Below are 17,086 nucleotides of genomic sequence, written 5' to 3'. Positions count from 1 at the left end.
GCAGTGCATTACCAGGCAGCAAGGGCTATCTGGTTTACAGACCCGGTTGTCGGATAAGCACTCTCGCCCGCTAATTGTTATGAGCGGGCTCTGATAGCCCGCTTTCTCTGCTGTAAGCAGCCATCTATTGAGCTTACAGCCAGAAGTGGACATACCGATTGCTTTAAATGATGAGGGCATAAATAATCGCTTTACTAAGACTCTGGTAATGAACCCTTTTCCATCAAAGAATATGACTAATCAACTGGAACTCCTAAAAATTTTCTGTGTTGCGGCAGAGAGTGATAGCTTCAAGCAAGCAGCGATTGCCCTGGGTAAATCGCCGCAGACGGTGACAAGAGCAATTCAGGAGCTTGAAGCCAGCCGGGGGGAAATTCTTTTCTACCGGACAACGCGCAACAGCAAAATTACCCGCGAGGGCGAACTCTTCGCTATAAAGGCTAAACAACTCATCCAGAGTATGGAAAACCTCTTCCGTGTACCGTCGTCAGACGATGACAATCTGATGTCAGGACAAATTAGTCTGACGCTCCCTGCTTCACTTGGCCGACGTTTTGTTCTCCCTGCATTGATTTCATTTCGTAAGCAGTACCCGAATGTGACCATTCGCTGCACCCTCACTGATGCCCATTCAGATGTGATCGACAGCCAGATCGATATCGGCTTAAGGACGGGTTTTTTGCGTGATAATCGATTTGTAGCTCGCAAGGTTCTGGATTTTAACTTCTACCTCCTTGGTGCGCCCGAGCTGATCCAACGAGTTGGCGCCCCATCAACACTGGAGCACCTGAATACTCTGCCGGTTGTAGCATTGCTGGATAATCAGACTAACCGGTACTGGCCGTGGGGATTTGAAAACGCCCGTAGCTTTATCCCGGAATCACCAGGTTTTGTAACAGACGACCTGGAAGCTTACTGTGACGCCGTTGTACAGGGACTTGGCTTTGGCCATTTGCCCGGCTTTCTGGCGTATCCCTTTATGGATAGCGGCAGGTTAATTCCCGTGATACCTGACTTAGCATCTTCTCCCTGGGGATTATATTTATTCAGGCCGCAAAGCGGACCAGTGCCTTTACGAATTCGTAAGCTTTATGACCATCTGCACGAAAGTCTGAGCGGTCTCAGGACTTAGCACGGTGAGACATGATGTCGGCACGATTAAGACCAATTGCCTTAATCTGCACCTGAACTTCATCCGCGGAGCGCGGCGCTAAATCAAGCTGATCCAGTTGCAGTACATCCGGCCCAACAAGACGGTGGAAGCGATAGACATTTGCCATTTCAAACCTCTTTAAAGCGACCGGCCTGCAATACCGGTCTCATCAACATCGTGGGGCATTAAACATGTCGCAGCCCTGCCACTCATCATTACAGAATATCGATAACGATTTTTACGTTCGCAGAGCCGTTTTCTACAGCATCCTGCGCATCCAGTGCAGAGTCCAGATTAAAGCAGCGTGAATCAACGACCGGGTACAGCTTGCCGGCTTCGACAAGCAGTGTCAGTTGACGAAGGATCTCACCGTGATGTGCGCGTCCCTCGCCAGACAGCATTGGCAGAAGCACAAAGACCCCAGAAATGGTCGCGCAACGTAAGGAAGATGGTGCAATATTGAACTCGCCGAAAGCATAGCAACTGGTGATATGGCCGTAGTGCTTCACTGCAGGAAGTGATGCGGTAAGGACATCTCCACCGACCGTGTCGTAGATAACATCAAAGCCTTTGCCCTGGGTATACTGCTGCACGTATTCATCAACACTTTGTGTACGGTAATCAATCGCCGTTGCACCGAAGCCTTCAACCATTGCTTTTTTAGACGCTGAGGTAGTGGCATACACATCTGCACCGAAGATTCTCGCCAGTTGTACGACCATATGGCCTACACCGCCTGAACCTCCTTGAACCAGAACTTTGTCACCTTCTTTGACCTGAGCACGGTCAACCAGACCTTCCCACGCAGTTAGGAAGACTAAAGGCAGAGCGGCTGCTTCGCGCATTGAAAGGTTCTTCGGTTTGAGAGCAATGAGGTCTGCATCAACTGCGGCATATTCTGCAAGAGAGCCTTGTAGGCCGCGCACACCACCGGTCAGGCCATAGACTTCATCACCAGCGTTAAACTGAGTAACCCCCTCACCGACGCTGACGACTTCGCCAGCCAGATCGGTACCCAGCACTGCGGGGAGTTCTGGTGTGGCGTAGGTAGCTGAGCCTTCACGAATTTTGTAATCGATGGGGTTAACGCCGCTGGCGTGAATTTTTACCAGAACTTCGCCTTTACCAGGGATTGGCATGGCGATTTGCGATTCAGTAAACGCTTTAACGTCATAGCTGTTAAGGATGAGAGCTTTCATTGTGTTAGTCGGCATAATCAATCTTGTATTTGTAGAAGATGAGATCAATTTAACGCTGCGATAATAATGCGTAAATGGAGCAATCAGGATTTGACAATTCCATTATTTGGAGTAATCAGCGTAAATATTGTTGACGCCACTTAAATTTTCAGCGTTATTTAAACTGCAACTTGCCCTGTTTGGCATGTATTTATTCTCAAGCGAAGTGAAGAGAGTCAATTTGTCATGATGACCGCTCCTCGTTGCCAATTGACCTTCAGCTCATTGAGCTGGTGCGCTTCGAGCCAGTCACGGATGTTGGTAAATCCGCACTGAATCAGTTAATAATCATCACCAGCTCTCCACAGCGGACATAATCAGTATGTCGGAAGGTCTCTCAAAGTGAATGGCGCGGATTGCAGGGATGCTTAGGCTCTTATCGCAAAGGGCTGCGCCGCGGTTCTTTTAATTTCATATTGGCAAAAACTGTTATATCCTCGAATAGCATCTGGCACCGCCCAGTCTCTTAGCTACGGCACCGCCCACCGCTATGCTCTAGATTAACAACCATGAGGTTGATCATGCGGCATCCCGTAAAATTTGGTCGTATAGCAGCTGTGTTACCTGTTAAAAACATCATGATTTCAAAAGATTTCTATATCAATGGGCTGGATTTCAAAGATGTTTTTGAAAATGGAGACCCTGTGGGCTTTATGATAATAAAGCGTGAAGAGGCTGAACTGCATTTGACTCTCCAGCCACAACACAAAGCAGCGTCTTTCCCTGTTGCTCATCTTCTTGTTGATGATGCAAATGCCTTATATACCCGTTGCCAGGAAATTGGTGCCCGAATTATTAAAGGCATACAAGATAAAGATTATGGTATTAGGGCGTTTGTTTTCGCCGATCCGGATGGAAATCGCATCGATGTGGGGCAGATTTTGAGGAAGTAATTAAGGGTAAGTTGACACACAAATAGCTTTTCAATGCCGTGTTTCAGTTCGCTAAAAGCAGACCAGGAGATCGTTCATCTGGTCCGCTTCGTGCAAGAAAGCAACTGGGCTAAAATATGCAAGCAGCGCAATTCATTGCGCTGCTATGCTCAACTACGTTTACTTTAGTGCAATACGCGCCACGCTATCTTTGCCCTGTGTGGAGCTATCTTCATTAAATGCCTGCTTCAGCGAGACATACAGCGTTTGACCATCCGCCGAGACCAGCAGGCTGTTCGGATTGGTGTCGAATGACCAGCTGTTTTTCACCGCATAAGTGGTAGCATCAAGCTGCAGCACTTTCTTCGACTCGCGCTGGGATATATAGATCTCATTACGTTTACTGTTGAATTTAATACCCAGCGCATCACCCGGAAGACGTTTGATTACTTTGCCAGTGTGTTCGTCGAAGACCAGAGTGGCCTTGCCTTTAGAGTCGTCTGTGACGAACAGGCGGCCCGTAGACGGATCTTCCGCCATATTCAGGAACAGATATTCCTTTCCATCACCTGCCGTCCAGCGCTGTTCAATTTTGTAGGTCCGTGGGTTAATGACCAAAATTTCACCCGCACCATTAGCGGCATAAACGCGTTCGGTTACCGGGGAGTAAATCAAGCCCGTTACCCATTTACCGGCATTCTTGATGGTTGTTTTCAAGGTGAACGTTTTGGTATCCACCACAGAGATATATCCAGGATCGGCTACGCGACCTATGTATAATTCGTCTCCCTGCAGCAGCATTTCACGTGCACCTGGCACATCGCCATCTTTGTCTTTCTTGCCCCCCAGCATCAGGCGTTTCTGCACCTTGCCGCTCTGCGCATCAACTTGCGACACGCCGCCGTCCAGCGAATTGGTGGTGTAGAAGACGCGACCGTCGTCTTCCATCGCCATACCAAAGTTTTTCAGATCGGTGTGGGTTTCAGCCTGAGTCTCCAGAGTCACGGGGTCGAGACGGTAAATCATACCGCCATTGACGTTTTTAAAGCCCTGAGCACTGGCGACATACAACGCCTTCTCTGCAGGAGAATAGGCCAGTTCATACAGGCCATCCCCTAGTACACGCTGAGTCAACTGCGTATTGACTGGCTTCACTACGGCGACAGGCACTTCTGTTTTTTTGGCCGGTGCCTGGCAAGCCGTCAGGCTAATGGCGGCGATGATCGCAGCGGCAAGGGGAACCTGACGCGGGCTGAAAAACAATTTCATTCTTAACTCCATCGATGGAAAAAGGGATCCCGGTAGGTGGCTGCCTTAACCGGAGGGCTGAAGAGAGAATGAGAATAATACGCATTAACCAAAATGACGCAAATGTGCAGAAAACCACAGATTGCTGTGCCCTGCCAATTCACAACATAAACACGTTTTTTAAGCTGAAAATGGCCAAATTTGGCAATGAATTCACGGCGATAAAAGCCTGAACGTCAACAACCAACGTTTCGATTTCACCGCTATACATTGATTTACAGTAATTTACACAACCAGTTACACAATTAAATGAGACATTTTTAGTTTTTTTAAAGCAAATGATTATCATTGGCTTTCTCAACAAGGGCGGTTATTAACGTTAAATGCCGCAGCACCGTGCGTAATACTAAAATGTTTGGGCACATGCCGTCGCTGTGACACCCCCCCGCAAAACTTGCGTGAGAAATCGCGCCGCTACGAAGCTGGTCTCCCCTGCCGGGTTCATCCGGTTGGCTATACGAGAACGCATAGCGCTGCAATAAAAAATAAGAATTAACACAACAACACTCTTTTCGGGCGGGAAATACTATGTTTTTGGATCGCAGGGAAATCTGTGCGGGTTCGAGCGAGCCACGCATCCGTAAAACCTTCACCATCTCATTTCTGACCATGGCGATACACGCCTTTCTCAATCCAGCCCTGGCGGCAGAGGAAACGCAAACGCCGGAAGTCATGGTCGTAAATGCCAATGCGGATAGCGACGCCACGGCAGCTCAGGACAAGACAGACTACCAGGTTAAAACCTCGCGTGCGGGGACAAAACTGTTGCTGACACCGCGCGATGTACCGCAGTCCGTCAGCGTGATCACTCAGCAACGTATGCAGGATCAACAACTGCAGACGGTAAATGATGTGCTCAATAACACCACGGGCATCACCAGTAATTTGATTGACAGCGAGCGAACCTACTACTTCTCGCGTGGATTTCAACTGAGCAACTTTACCTTTGACGGTATTCCTACCACGGTGGGTGATGCCTGGAACTATGGCGATGCGGCTTCAGACACGGCAATTTATGACCGTATCGAGGTGGTTCGTGGCGCCACTGGCCTGATGACCGGGGCGGGTAGCCCGGCAGCCTCCGTCAATATGGTGCGTAAGCATGCGGACAGCAAAGAATTTACCAGTTCATTCAGCGCCAGTTACGGCAGCTGGAATAAACAGCGTTATGTCGCCGATGTGTCCACCCCATTAAATGCATCAGGATCCGTGCGCGGCCGCGTCATTGCCGGTTACCAGAATCAGGACAGCTGGTTGGATCGGTATAGTAAAAACACCAAATTCTTCTATGGCGTGGTGGATGCGGATATTACCGATAACACCACGTTATCGCTTGGCTACGATTATCAGGATGCCGATACCAAGGATCCCACCTGGGGTGGCAACCCGGTGTTCTACAGCAATGGCGCCCTGACCCATTACTCGCGCAGCCTGAATTCAGCCGCCGACTGGACCTACTATCATACAACCGCGCGCAAAGTGTATGCCGACCTGACACATAACTTTGATAACGGCTGGACGTTCCGCCTGAACGGTACCCACGCTGAAAATACCTTCAGCGATAAGCTACTTTATGTGGGCTATTTGTCATACCCGGATCAGGATACCGGCGAAGGTGCCGATGGTTTTGGCAGCATGGACCGGGGCAAGCGTGAACTGACCTCCGTGGATGGTTACGCCAGCGGTCCGTTTGAGCTGTTCGGGCGTGAGCATCAGCTGATGGCGGGTATGAGCTACAGCCGCCAGCATAATGTGACCAACAGTAGCAACGGCATCACGGATGAAGATGCCGGTGATATTGCCACCAGCGATATCGGCATCTTCAACAATCACTGGAATGGCAATATTGCCGAACCAACATGGGGTGACTGGTATCAGAACGCGGATGACGTAGTGCGCCAGAAATCGGCCTACACCGCGGTGCGTTTCTCCCTGAGTGACCCGCTGTCGCTCATTGTCGGTGCACGTTATACCAGGTACAGCACCGATGGGACGAGCGGCAATATGGAAAAGAACAACATTACACCCTACGCTGGTGCTGTATATGACATCAATGACACCTGGTCTGCTTATGCCAGCTACACCTCTATCTTCCAACCGCAGACCTATCGCGACAGCAGTGGAAAATATCTGGCTCCCGTCACGGGGAAAAGCTATGAAACGGGTCTGAAATCGGCCTGGTTTGATGGCCGCCTCACCGCAACCGTGGCGGTCTTCCGCATAGAACAAAATAATGTTGGTCAGGCCGTTGATGGCAGTTTTGTCAATAACAGCAGCGAGCAGGCTTACGCGCCAACCAAAGGGGCCCGCAGCAAAGGAGCCGAGTTTGAGCTGAACGGCGCACTCACCGATAACCTGCAAATGACCTTTGGCGCAACCCGCTATGTCGCACGTGATTCGGAGGGTCGCTATAACCCGGATCAGCCTCAGACCGACCTGAAATTGTTTACCCGTTATCGCCTGCCGATGCTCCAGGCGCTGACCATTGGCGGGGGAATCAACTGGCAAAACCGTGTGTTTGAGGATGTCACCGCCCCCGATGGCAGCACCCAGCGGGTTTACCAGGGCAGTTATCCACTGGCTAGCCTGTTTGCCCAATATCAGGTTAATAAACAGGTCTCGGTACAGGCTAACGTGAATAACCTGTTTGACCGGACGTACTACACCTATATGAGTGGCTACGTCTACGGTGAGCCGCGTAATGTTTCAGTGACCGTTGCGTATCAATTCTGATAAAAGAAACCTGCAGCGAGGAGTCGTTTGAACAGCTAGTGTTTGCTCCTCGCGCATAGCAGTATTGAAACTAAAAAAGAAAAATGGAGAACGGCGTTTTGGACATTACGATAAGTGCTGCGAAGCCTGAACATTTTTCTTCACTCCGCGCCATTGAATTAGCGGCGTTTGAAACACTTCGTGAAGCAGGTGCGGTAACGGGTCAGGCTGTCGCAAATAGCCTAAAGGAATTTCATGATTTCAGCCGAGATGGCCTGCTGCTTGCAGCCTTTGCGGCTGATTTAACCCCTGTAGGGTTCGTTGCTGGTAATTATGAAAACATATGGATGCACATTGCTGAAATTGATGTGCATCCTGACTGGCAACGTCGTGGAATTGGCAGATTATTAATGCAAACGATCCTGGTTTATGGGCAGCAACGCGGCCTGACCGGCGCCACACTCACGACAGATAACATGGCCGCCTTTAATGCCAAATTTTACGCAGCGTTAGGTTTTGAGATTGTGGAAGGACTATCGTGTCCGCCACACCTGATGATCCAGAAAGCAGAGGAAGTTAAAATGGGCTTCAATCCGGCACGGCGCGTAGCTATGCGATTGAACTTCAAGGCCATGACAGAGTAATAACAATGACAAGTTCCGCTGCGCGCAGGAGTGGTCATTGCTGATTCCCCCCTGTATCACTGGTAAACCCCGTAAGGTGAGGTAAAGGCCCCCTACATTCACTCCGTGAGACATGCCGACACGCTCTATATCTCGGGGCTAACGGCATTTGGCACGCCCGCACAGCAATCAGGCATCGCTGAACAGGCAGAAGAAATATTCAGTCAGATCCGTAAAATCGTCACCACAGAAGGTGCTGATTTCTCCACCCTCATTAAAGTGACTATTTTCATTACCTCTTTTGATGAGATCAATGCGCTGCGCGAAGTACTCTACCGACATTATGGCGATCACTTGCCTGCCAGTTCGCTGGTGGAAGTCAGCCGTCTCTTTTCCCCCGATCTCAAGATTGAAATTGAGACAATTTTTGCCCTCTGATTCATAGCTGTTTAGTCATGCCAAATCAGCTTTATAACCTAATGGGCCAGGCGCTTAATGCGATGAAATAAATACCGACGCTTGCTGTGCTGGCGGAACGGCGAAATGACGCTGCATACGTTTTATCTCCTCTGCCGGTGGCAGGCCAAACAGGCGTTTAAACTCGCGATTAAATTGAGACGGGCTTTCATAGCCAACGGCATAACTCGCGGCGCTGGCGGTAATCTGCTGGCGTACCATCAACATCCGCGCCTGATGCAGGCGGACCGATTTCACATATTGCATCGGGGGCATCCGGGTAATCGCTTTGAAATGGCTATGAAACGTCGGCACACTCATTCCTGCTTCCTGCGCCAGTTGCGTCAGCGTGAACGGCTCAGCGTAGAGGGCATGAATGCGCTGTAGTACTTTACCGATTTTGCCGAACTGCCCTTGTAAGGCCAGCGCGGCGCGCATTGCATTGCCCTGCTCGCCCGTCAGTACACGGAAATAGAGCTCACGCACCCGCGCAGGGCCAAGGATCGCCGCCTCAAGCGGATTGTTCAGAACTTCTAGCAAACGCAGCACCGCTGTTTTTACCGCGTCATCCATGGGGCTCGACATCATGCTTTGCGGCACGGCGGGAGGATGTGGGGCTCCATGCTGTTCAATCTGTAACATCAGTTCAGCGGCAAGCTGAAAATTCAGGTGCATATAAATCGCCAGCAACGGATGTTCTGCCGAGGCGTCGGTTTCCATCACAAATGGCACCGGCACCGAAACCGCCAGGTAGTGCTGCTCATCATATAAATAGGTCTGCTGGCCAAAATAGCCCCGTTTGCTGCCCTGGCAGACAATCACGATCCCCGGGTCGTACAGCACAGGGGTTCTGGCAAGCGGCCGGTCGGCACGCAAGATTCGCACATCAGGCAACGCGGTCAGGTTGTAGCCCTCCTGCGCGGCCAGTGTTTTCATCATGCTAATCATCCCGGGCATCATAGCACCTCATAAAATCAGGCAATAAAAAGAGAAGATCCGGCCTCAAAATACCACAGTACAGAGAATACCATGCAACCTTCACTGTTCATGGGAGTTCATTTTATGGCATCTGTAAAAACGATTTTAATCACTGGCGTCAGCAGCGGCTTTGGCCGGGCGCTGGCGCAGGAAGCCCTCACCGCAGGTCATCGGGTCATCGGGACCGTGCGTAACCACCACGCCAGGCAGGCTTTCGAGGCGCTTGATGCACATCGGGCTTTCGGCCGCTTGCTGGATGTTACGGACACCGGGCGTATTGCTGAGGTAGTCGCGGAGGTTGAATCGACCGTCGGTCCGGTTGATGTGCTGGTGAACAATGCGGGTTACGGCCATGAAGGCATCATGGAAGAATCCTCGCTCGCAGAGATGCGCCACCAGTTTGACGTGAATGTGTTTGGCGCAGTGGCAATGATTAAAGCCGTGTTGCCAGGCATGCGCCAGCGCCATCGCGGCCATATTATTAATATCACCTCAATGGGCAGTTTTATTACCCTGCCCGGCATTAGCTATTATTGCGGCAGCAAATTTGCGCTGGAAGGCATATCAGAAACGTTAAGCAAAGAGCTGGTCCCGTTCAATGTACACGTGACCGCCGTGGCGCCAGGGTCTTTTCGCACCGACTGGGCCGGGCGCTCAATGGTACGCAGCGCTCGCAGCATTCCGGACTATGATGATCTTTTTGAACCCATTCGACAGGCGCGTATGGAAAAAAGCGGCAAGCAACTCGGCGATCCCGTGAAGGCCGCCCGCGCCATGCTGACGATCATTGAGAGCCACAACCCACCCACGCATTTATTGCTAGGCAGTGATGCATTGAGTTTAGTGCGGCAAAAACTCGCTGCATTAGATAAGGAAATCGAGCAATGGGAAACACTAACACGCTCAACGGATAGCGACTTACCGGCGTAGGCAGGGAGTGCATTGACTAGTAGAGAGCTCTACATGTTACTGATATGATCCTAAAATAGATAAAAGAGGTGACGCATGGGTAATGACACGATAGTTACGTTGTTTAGATATAAACGCTGGATCGATATTGAAACGCTACACGCTATGAAAAGAATTGACGCGTCTACTTTCGCAGAAAAGCACCATCTGACGCTCAGACTGATGAATCACGTACATGTGGTTGATCGGATCTTCAGAGCTAACATTACCGGCCAGAAGCATTCTTACACGGCACTAAACACGCCAGAAACCCCCTCAGCTGATGAGCTTCTGAAAACGATGACTGAATGTACAGACTGGTATATTCAACATGTCAATTCTATGTCCCCCGTTGATCTTGCTGAAACCATTAAATTCCAGTTTGTTGATGGCGGACATGGTGAGATGAAGGCAGTGGATATGCTCAATCATGTGCTGTTTCACGGGACGTATCATCGCGGCGCCGTAGGTTGGCTACTTTCAGAAAGCGGTGTAACCCCGCCCAAGGACGTCGTGACTGTTTTTCTAAGAGATCATAACCACGAGTAAACGATTGACAGGGCCATGCAGTTTAAAACTCCATTGGCCCTTAAGCCAAACGTGAGTGCATAAATGAATGTCAAGGAAGGCCCGCTTCATGCCTGGAACAGCAGTTGAAGGTGCATAACAGTCTTTCGATGTTAAATCGCAATGGAGCATGACTGAACTGATACATCACCTGCCAGGCTAATGTTTACGACATGAAGCATGCGTAATTTAAGACGGTTAAAGCTCACGAGGTTTAAAGGAATATTGGAAAAATCGAAAAAGAATTTTATCCGTACCGCCCTGCCCTGCAAAATATTTATTTTTCGGAAAAAGGTACATTGTTGATTAGGAAACTCCCAATCGATTCGATTAAACCCGGAGCTAAAGAAAGTGCTGGTTCCGCATATGAAGTGATATTTTCCTCGATATTGTCCGAAGTTACCTCTTTCATCACATGGTTCATGTTGGGAAGTATTACCAGGGATGCTTGAGGATTAGCTGTTTGAAGTTTTCTGGCATCCATTTCTTCTACCTGGATGTCGCGTTGGCCTTGTAGCACTAACACAGGTTTGGAAATGGTCGAAATGAGTTGGCTCGGGTTATATGAAAACGCATCGATCAAAAACCCCTGAACCTCGGGATTAAAGAGGTTTTGCAGCACCGGATGTATATTTTTTGTATTGACACGCCGCTGATGCTCCAAAGCATCAATTATCGGCAAAGCTTCCTCTAATAAAAATGCGTTTGCCGGATTAGCCTTAAATTGTCCTCTCAACACTTCGCCCATCGGCCTCCCGGGCGTTGCAACAAGGATCACTCCGCACACATCCTCGCCCTGAGCTGAGGCAAGTGCGACAAGACCTCCTTCGCTGTGTCCAATAATCCAAATACAGGGCGTTTGGATCTCGCGTCTAAGCACTTTTACCCAGGCTCGAACGTCGTCAACATAGTCAGCAATCGTCACCGCATTGGGATTATCTACAGCCGATGCACTTGCGAACATTCCTCGTTTGTCGATACGAAGCGTTGCAAAGCCTTTTGAAGCCAGGCCTTCGGCAAGAAGTCGGTAAGGTGATGTATTCACGCCAAGCGGGTTGTTTCCATCCCGATCTGTAGGCCCGGAGCCAGGAATTATAAGTGCAACTGAGGTTGGTTTTGAATTTGGGGTGAGTAACGTACCTTTCAAAGGGCCTGTTGGTCCCGGAGCTTCCAGGAATATTTCGGAAAAGGTTAGCGGCATCGACGCCTGACTCACAAATGAACATGCGCTCAAAAGAGCAATGCAGCCTGTAATATTCACCGGTTATGTTCCCGTAAAACTAAGCGTATGCGACAATTTATATGATAGCGAGGGCGTAGTATCAACTGAAGCTGAAATCATCACACATAGCAGTACTACAACATGACGGATACGTACTGGCGTAGAGGGTTCTTCAATGTGCCGGTAGTGAGTTCTCAACACTTTGGTAAAGACGGTGAGAACATCACGATTGTTCTTCGTGATGGCGTATCGTCCATTACGGCAATGATTAACAGAACAGCCAATCAGTCTGGCTCACCCCGCATCATGGGAAGCGTTGAGCTGAGATAGTATTTTCAACACCATTACACAATTGGTGATCTTGTCCCTTTCGGGTCAATCACACCAAACATGATGAAGCTAAAATAACAGGTGGCGTGATTTGCAGCAGTCATGGCGCATTTTGAATATAAGGTTCGGATTCGAAAGAATATAATGGTAGTTTCATCTCAGTTGAATATTCACTTCAGGAACCTGAAAATGGCTCGTAATCTCACGTTCTCACTTAATATCGGCTGGAGAACGTTGCTTAAGGACATCGGACTTAAATCTGAACACATCCTGCGCAGGGCACGTTTGCCGGACGATACGTTTTCGAGAACCGAGCATGGCCTCAGTACAGAGGAATACATCCGGTTGTGGCTCTCACTGGAAGCGGAAATAAATAATCCTTCATTCCCACTGCTTCTGGTTGAAAAGGTTTCAGCTGAGATATTTGATCCACCGATTTTCGCAGCATTGTGCAGTTCGAATATGATGCAGGCAGTCCAGCGTCTTGCCAGATATAAACAACTCGTTGCTCCAATGGTGCTGGAAACGGCAGTTGATCATAATGGCATTCTGACGGTTTCACCGCGCTGGTTGTCAGAAACGAATATTCCCACGTCCCTGCAGGTAGCAGAACTGGCTTTCATACTTCAGCTGGCACGACTTGCAACACGTGAACCGATTAAGGCATTAAACGTCTATCTCCCGCAACTTCTCACCAGAACCCAGGCAGGCCACTTTACACGATTCTTCGGTACTGCCGTCTCACAGGGTGAAAAACCAGTCATCAGCTTTTCAGCCACTGATGCGCTGAGGCCTTTTTTGACGGTCAATGAAGGTATGTGGCAGATATTTGAGCCTGAGTTACGCCGTCGTCTTAGTCAATTAGATATAACGGCTTCAACAGCTGAGCGCGTGCGTGCGGTACTTTTGGAGTTGCTGCCAGGTAACGAAGCCACTATCGAGAAAACCGCCGATCGTCTGGGGATGAGTAAGCGTACGCTGCAACGCAGACTTGAGGATGAGGGGTTGAATTTCCGCATGCTGGTCAATACCTGCCGCGAAAATCTGGCCCGCCATTATCTCAGTAATACCAGCCTGTCCGCATACGAAATCGCATTTCTACTTGGTTTCGAAGACCCGAATTCATTTTACCGTGCTTTTATGTCCTGGACAGGCCAGACCCCTGAAACCCTCAGAGGAGCCATGCGGCCTGATTAAAAGAGGTCACCATGGCAAACACAGAAAAGAATCGCTTTGATATCCAAAATGTTAGCTCCTTTTCTTCCTGATGATGACAAGCCAATAAGAGCCCTGGCAGTGGCACATTTTTTGTTGAAAAGTGTACGTATTGAAGTCGGACTTATTGTCCTGCTTCTAAGCAGTTAATCACGCTGGGGAACTGGCCGACTGATCTTTACGTGGCGTAGTTGGCAAGTCATATGGCGTATATCCCTATGCCATTCTGACCTGAGTGTATGCAAACTGAGACCAGTCCAATACGTGAGGTTCTTATGTTTATTCAGGAAAAGAAAACTGCGCTGGTTACCGGCGCATCGTCCGGCATGGGCAAAGCGATAGCCCGTCGTCTCATTGATGATGGTTACCAGGTCTACGTCGCCGCCCGTAGCCTTAATAAAATGACCGATTTGGCGGAGCTTGGCGCTCAACCATTACGGATGGATATTTCACGTGATGAAGAAATTGTTTCTGGCGTAAACACGATACTTTCTCAAACTGGGGGGGTTGATGTGCTGGTCAATAATGCCGGCTTTGGGCTGTACGGCCCCGTCGAAGAGATCGGTATTGATGAAGCTCGCTATCAGTTCGAGGTCAATCTCTTCGGCGCGGCAAGGCTTACGCAACTTTTGCTTCCGGCCATGCGTACCCGAGGAGCCGGACACATTGTTAACATCACCTCAATGGGTGGGAAAATGTACAGCGCTCTTGGCGCGTGGTACCACGCGACGAAACATGCGCTTGAAGGATGGTCAGACTGCCTTCGTCTTGAAGTCGCGGAATTCGGTATTAAGGTTGTCATTGTCGAACCGGGCGTGATTGAGACGGGTTTTGGAAATGCCGCCAGTGAAACTATTGTCAAACGTTCTGCTAGTGGGCCATACGGTCACCTTGTGCAGAGTGTAGCCAAGGCGATAAACAAAACCTACGGACATGGTACAGGTAGTAATCCTATGGTCGTCGCAGATGTCGTGTCCCTGGCTGTTAAAAGTGATAACCCACGAACGCGATATGCCGTCGGTAAGTTTGCCAGGTTGCTTATACGTATGCGAATCTGGCTGGGCGATCGCTTGTTTGACCGTATCATTCTTAGCCAAATGCGCTAATGGCTAAAAGATAATTTTTTTTATACCCACTTATTTTTATTAGGATAAACATTGATCTCATTGGGTAACAAGGCCCGCTTCGCGCCAGGAGCGGACGTTGTAACAGAGTGTACTCATTTCCTCTGAATGCCTGAAACCATCATCAAAAAAGATATCTAAACAGCCCCCTTATACTTAAGCACATCAATGAACAGAGAAAATGCCGATCCAGCATGGCGGCGATGTGGGTAGTACAGATGATACCCTGGTAAATCTGGGGTAAATTTGTCCAGGACGCGAGTCAGTTTATTTTCTTCAATAGCCTGCTGCACCTGGTCATAAGGTAGGTATGCCAGGCCGTGTCCATCAATAGCAGCATCCAGGATCAGGTCTATGGTATTCAATAAAAGCTGACCTTCCATGCGAACCCTAATTTCTCGCCCACCCCGCATTAATCGCCAACGATTTGCAGTACCCGATGAAGGAAGATACAAATTGATAGCCCGATGGTCGACCAAATGTGCGACAGATGTTGGAACCCCCTGTCGGGATAAATAATCTGGCGCACCGACAATCGCCATCGGAATATCAGGCCCAATTCGCACAGCAATCATATCCTTATCCATCTCTCCCCCCAGGCGAACCCCGGCATCAAAGCGCTCAGAGACGACATCGGTCAGGCCGTAATCGATAAGGAGCTGCACATCAATGTCAGGATTGGATTTCAACAGCGTGCGCATGGCGGGCAACAATATGGTCTTTGCGGCATGTTCAACCGTAGTCACGCGTATTGTGCCTGAGGGGCGATCGCGCAGATCCCCCAATGAAGCCAGAGCCGAATCGATATCATGCAGCATTGGACCAAGGACAGACAAAAGTTGTTCACCTGCTTCCGTCGGTACCACGCTGCGTGTGGTTCGCGTTAAAAGCCGTAATCCTAACCGCTCTTCCGTGCGACGAACTATCTGACTTAACGCTGACTGGGCCATGCCCAGACGGGCAGCAGCCCGGGTGAAACTACGCTCTTCGGCGACGGCTACGAATGCCATCAGATCTGCTATCTCATCACGTTTCATCTCTGCGTTTTCACCCAAGCAATTAATCATTTAAATGATAAGTTCAATCGTTATTTTGGGTCTAATCATCTTAATAATCAATGGCTATAGTTATCCCATCAAGCATGACAGATAACCGACAGCCCAATGAGGAACCGGATGATGAACCAGAAAATCAATTTCACCAACAGCAATATCCCGACAATCTCTTTGTCCGCCGTGCTTTATTTCCCACCCGTATTTGATGAAAGCCGCAAGTACCCGGCTATTGTGGTTTCTCATCCGGGAGGTGGCGTTAAGGAACAAACTGCCGGCACCTATGCCGAAAAGCTGGCAGAAAAAGGGTTTGTGACCGTGGCTTACGATGCGTCTTATCAGGGCGAAAGTGGCGGAGAGCCGCGCCAACTGGAAAACCCGCACATCCGTACCGAAGATGTCAGTGCGGTGATTGATTACCTGTCCACACTGCCTTATGTCGACACCGCGAGAATTGGCGCGATGGGAATTTGCGCCGGTGCGGGCTACACAGCCAATGCCGCGATTCAGGATCGCCGCATCAAAGCCATTGGAACCGTCAGCGCCATTAATATCGGCTCGATGTTCCGTAATGGCTGGGAAAACAATGTGAAGTCGATTGATGCACTGCCGTATGTTGAAGCAGGTTCCAATGCCCGTACCGGTGATATCAGCAGCGTTGCACATGCCACCATGCCGCTGGCGCCAATGAAGGAGTCTGATGCTCCAAATGAAGAGTTACGCCAGGCCTGGGAGTATTACCACACGCCACGGGCACAGTATCCGACGGCCCCCGGATACGCCACGCTGCGAAGCCTCAACCAGATCATTACCTATGACGCGTACCATATGGCGGAGATTTATCTGACTCAGCCGCTGCAAATTATTGCGGGTAGTGCGGCGGGAAGTAAATGGATGAGCGACGATCTGTACGATCGTGCCGCAAGCCAGGACAAGCGGTACCACATTGTCGAGGGCGCCAACCACATGGACTTGTATGACGGTAAAGCATACGTCGCTGAAGCTGTTTCCATATTAGCTCCGTTCTTCGAGGAGACGCTGTAATGAAACTTGTTCAAGTCCAGAACGCCGATATGGCCAGGCACATTGCCGCCAACGTTCAGTTTCCACCGGCGTTCGATGAGTCAAAACAGTACCCGACAATTATCAGCGTCCACCCTTTTGGTCGCTGTAAGGAACAGACGTCCAGCAATGTCTACGGAAAAGCGCTTGCTGAAGTGTTGCTGATTCAACCCGTTATGGTGGTGGTCGGTGAAAAAACAGGCGCTTTCGGGGCTTGCCGTGACGG

Annotated in this window: 16 protein-coding genes and 1 pseudogene; 11 read left to right on the top strand and 6 right to left on the bottom strand. The window is 49.7% G+C overall.

Going from position 1 to position 17,086, the window contains the following annotated elements:
* Positions 1–127 precede the first annotated feature (127 nt).
* Positions 128–1,132 (top strand): LysR family transcriptional regulator, encoded by a 1,005-nt coding sequence (locus ACMYSO_RS24060; RefSeq protein WP_434668554.1) that lies wholly within the window; start codon positions 128–130, stop codon positions 1,130–1,132.
* On the opposite strand, the gene ACMYSO_RS24055 is transcribed toward ACMYSO_RS24060, so the two are convergent.
* A complete protein-coding gene (locus tag ACMYSO_RS24055; protein ID WP_434668553.1) occupies positions 1,122–1,280 on the bottom strand; it encodes a hypothetical protein in 159 nt (52 codons plus the stop codon). The genes ACMYSO_RS24060 and ACMYSO_RS24055 overlap by 11 nt on opposite strands.
* Before the next feature lie 88 nt (positions 1,281–1,368).
* Positions 1,369–2,367, bottom strand: a complete 999-nt coding sequence (locus tag ACMYSO_RS24050) for a zinc-dependent alcohol dehydrogenase family protein (protein WP_434668552.1) — start codon at positions 2,365–2,367, stop codon at positions 1,369–1,371.
* Between the two features lie 545 nt (positions 2,368–2,912).
* On the opposite strand from ACMYSO_RS24050, the gene ACMYSO_RS24045 reads away from it, so the two are divergent.
* Positions 2,913–3,284: a VOC family protein gene (locus ACMYSO_RS24045; RefSeq protein ID WP_434668551.1), complete on the top strand. Its 372-nt coding sequence runs from the start codon at positions 2,913–2,915 to the stop codon at positions 3,282–3,284.
* A gap of 159 nt (positions 3,285–3,443) precedes the next feature.
* On the opposite strand, the gene ACMYSO_RS24040 is transcribed toward ACMYSO_RS24045, so the two are convergent.
* The gene (locus ACMYSO_RS24040; RefSeq protein WP_434668550.1) at positions 3,444–4,532 is read right to left on the bottom strand and encodes a YncE family protein; all 1,089 of its coding nucleotides are present in this window, start codon (positions 4,530–4,532) and stop codon (positions 3,444–3,446) included.
* A 567-nt stretch (positions 4,533–5,099) separates the two neighbouring features.
* Between ACMYSO_RS24040 and fhuE the strand changes: the two genes are divergently transcribed.
* The 3 genes from fhuE (at position 5,100) to ACMYSO_RS24025 (ending at position 8,344) form a co-directional block, all read left to right on the top strand.
* Positions 5,100–7,304: a ferric-rhodotorulic acid/ferric-coprogen receptor FhuE gene (gene fhuE, locus ACMYSO_RS24035; RefSeq protein ID WP_434668549.1), complete on the top strand. Its 2,205-nt coding sequence runs from the start codon at positions 5,100–5,102 to the stop codon at positions 7,302–7,304.
* 83 nt (positions 7,305–7,387) lie between these two features.
* On the top strand, positions 7,388–7,927 hold the full coding sequence (locus ACMYSO_RS24030; RefSeq protein ID WP_434668548.1) for a GNAT family N-acetyltransferase: 540 nt from the start codon (positions 7,388–7,390) through the stop codon (positions 7,925–7,927).
* Positions 7,928–8,032: 105 nt separating this feature from the next.
* Positions 8,033–8,344 (top strand): RidA family protein, encoded by a 312-nt coding sequence (locus ACMYSO_RS24025; protein WP_434668547.1) that lies wholly within the window; start codon positions 8,033–8,035, stop codon positions 8,342–8,344.
* A 54-nt stretch (positions 8,345–8,398) separates the two neighbouring features.
* Here ACMYSO_RS24025 and ACMYSO_RS24020 read toward each other — a convergent pair whose 3' ends face one another.
* Positions 8,399–9,319, bottom strand: a complete 921-nt coding sequence (locus ACMYSO_RS24020; RefSeq protein ID WP_434670869.1) for an AraC family transcriptional regulator — start codon at positions 9,317–9,319, stop codon at positions 8,399–8,401.
* A 105-nt stretch (positions 9,320–9,424) separates the two neighbouring features.
* Here ACMYSO_RS24020 and ACMYSO_RS24015 point away from each other — a divergent pair, with 105 nt between their 5' ends.
* Entirely contained in the window at positions 9,425–10,270 is an 846-nt protein-coding gene (locus tag ACMYSO_RS24015) for an oxidoreductase (RefSeq protein ID WP_434670868.1), read from the top strand.
* Positions 10,271–10,345: 75 nt separating this feature from the next.
* Positions 10,346–10,837: a DinB family protein gene (locus ACMYSO_RS24010; RefSeq protein ID WP_434668546.1), complete on the top strand. Its 492-nt coding sequence runs from the start codon at positions 10,346–10,348 to the stop codon at positions 10,835–10,837.
* A gap of 295 nt (positions 10,838–11,132) precedes the next feature.
* Here ACMYSO_RS24010 and ACMYSO_RS24005 read toward each other — a convergent pair whose 3' ends face one another.
* Positions 11,133–12,116 (bottom strand): alpha/beta hydrolase, encoded by a 984-nt coding sequence (locus ACMYSO_RS24005; protein WP_434668545.1) that lies wholly within the window; start codon positions 12,114–12,116, stop codon positions 11,133–11,135.
* A gap of 480 nt (positions 12,117–12,596) precedes the next feature.
* Here ACMYSO_RS24005 and ACMYSO_RS24000 point away from each other — a divergent pair, with 480 nt between their 5' ends.
* Positions 12,597–13,604 carry an AraC family transcriptional regulator ligand-binding domain-containing protein gene (locus tag ACMYSO_RS24000; RefSeq protein WP_434668544.1) on the top strand — a complete coding sequence of 336 codons (1,008 nt, stop codon included), beginning with the start codon at positions 12,597–12,599 and terminating at the stop codon, positions 13,602–13,604.
* Positions 13,605–13,897: 293 nt separating this feature from the next.
* Positions 13,898–14,728, top strand: coding sequence for an oxidoreductase (locus ACMYSO_RS23995; protein WP_434668543.1), 831 nt, complete (start codon positions 13,898–13,900; stop codon positions 14,726–14,728).
* Positions 14,729–14,883: 155 nt separating this feature from the next.
* Here the strand turns inward: ACMYSO_RS23995 and ACMYSO_RS23990 are convergent, their stop codons facing one another.
* Positions 14,884–15,783 carry a LysR family transcriptional regulator gene (locus ACMYSO_RS23990; protein WP_434668542.1) on the bottom strand — a complete coding sequence of 300 codons (900 nt, stop codon included), beginning with the start codon at positions 15,781–15,783 and terminating at the stop codon, positions 14,884–14,886.
* Between the two features lie 138 nt (positions 15,784–15,921).
* Here ACMYSO_RS23990 and ACMYSO_RS23985 point away from each other — a divergent pair, with 138 nt between their 5' ends.
* Positions 15,922–16,842 carry an alpha/beta hydrolase gene (locus tag ACMYSO_RS23985; protein ID WP_434668541.1) on the top strand — a complete coding sequence of 307 codons (921 nt, stop codon included), beginning with the start codon at positions 15,922–15,924 and terminating at the stop codon, positions 16,840–16,842.
* Positions 16,842–17,015 (top strand): annotated as a pseudogene (locus ACMYSO_RS23980) (alpha/beta hydrolase); the annotation flags it as partial. The gene ACMYSO_RS23985 and the pseudogene ACMYSO_RS23980, both read left to right, overlap by 1 nt.
* Positions 17,016–17,086 lie beyond the last annotated feature (71 nt).

Source organism: Klebsiella sp. B345, assembly GCF_051131735.1.
GTDB lineage: Bacteria > Pseudomonadota > Gammaproteobacteria > Enterobacterales > Enterobacteriaceae > Klebsiella.
The sequence above is the reverse complement of the archived record's forward strand: the minus strand, read 5'-3'. Positions and strand labels throughout refer to the sequence as shown.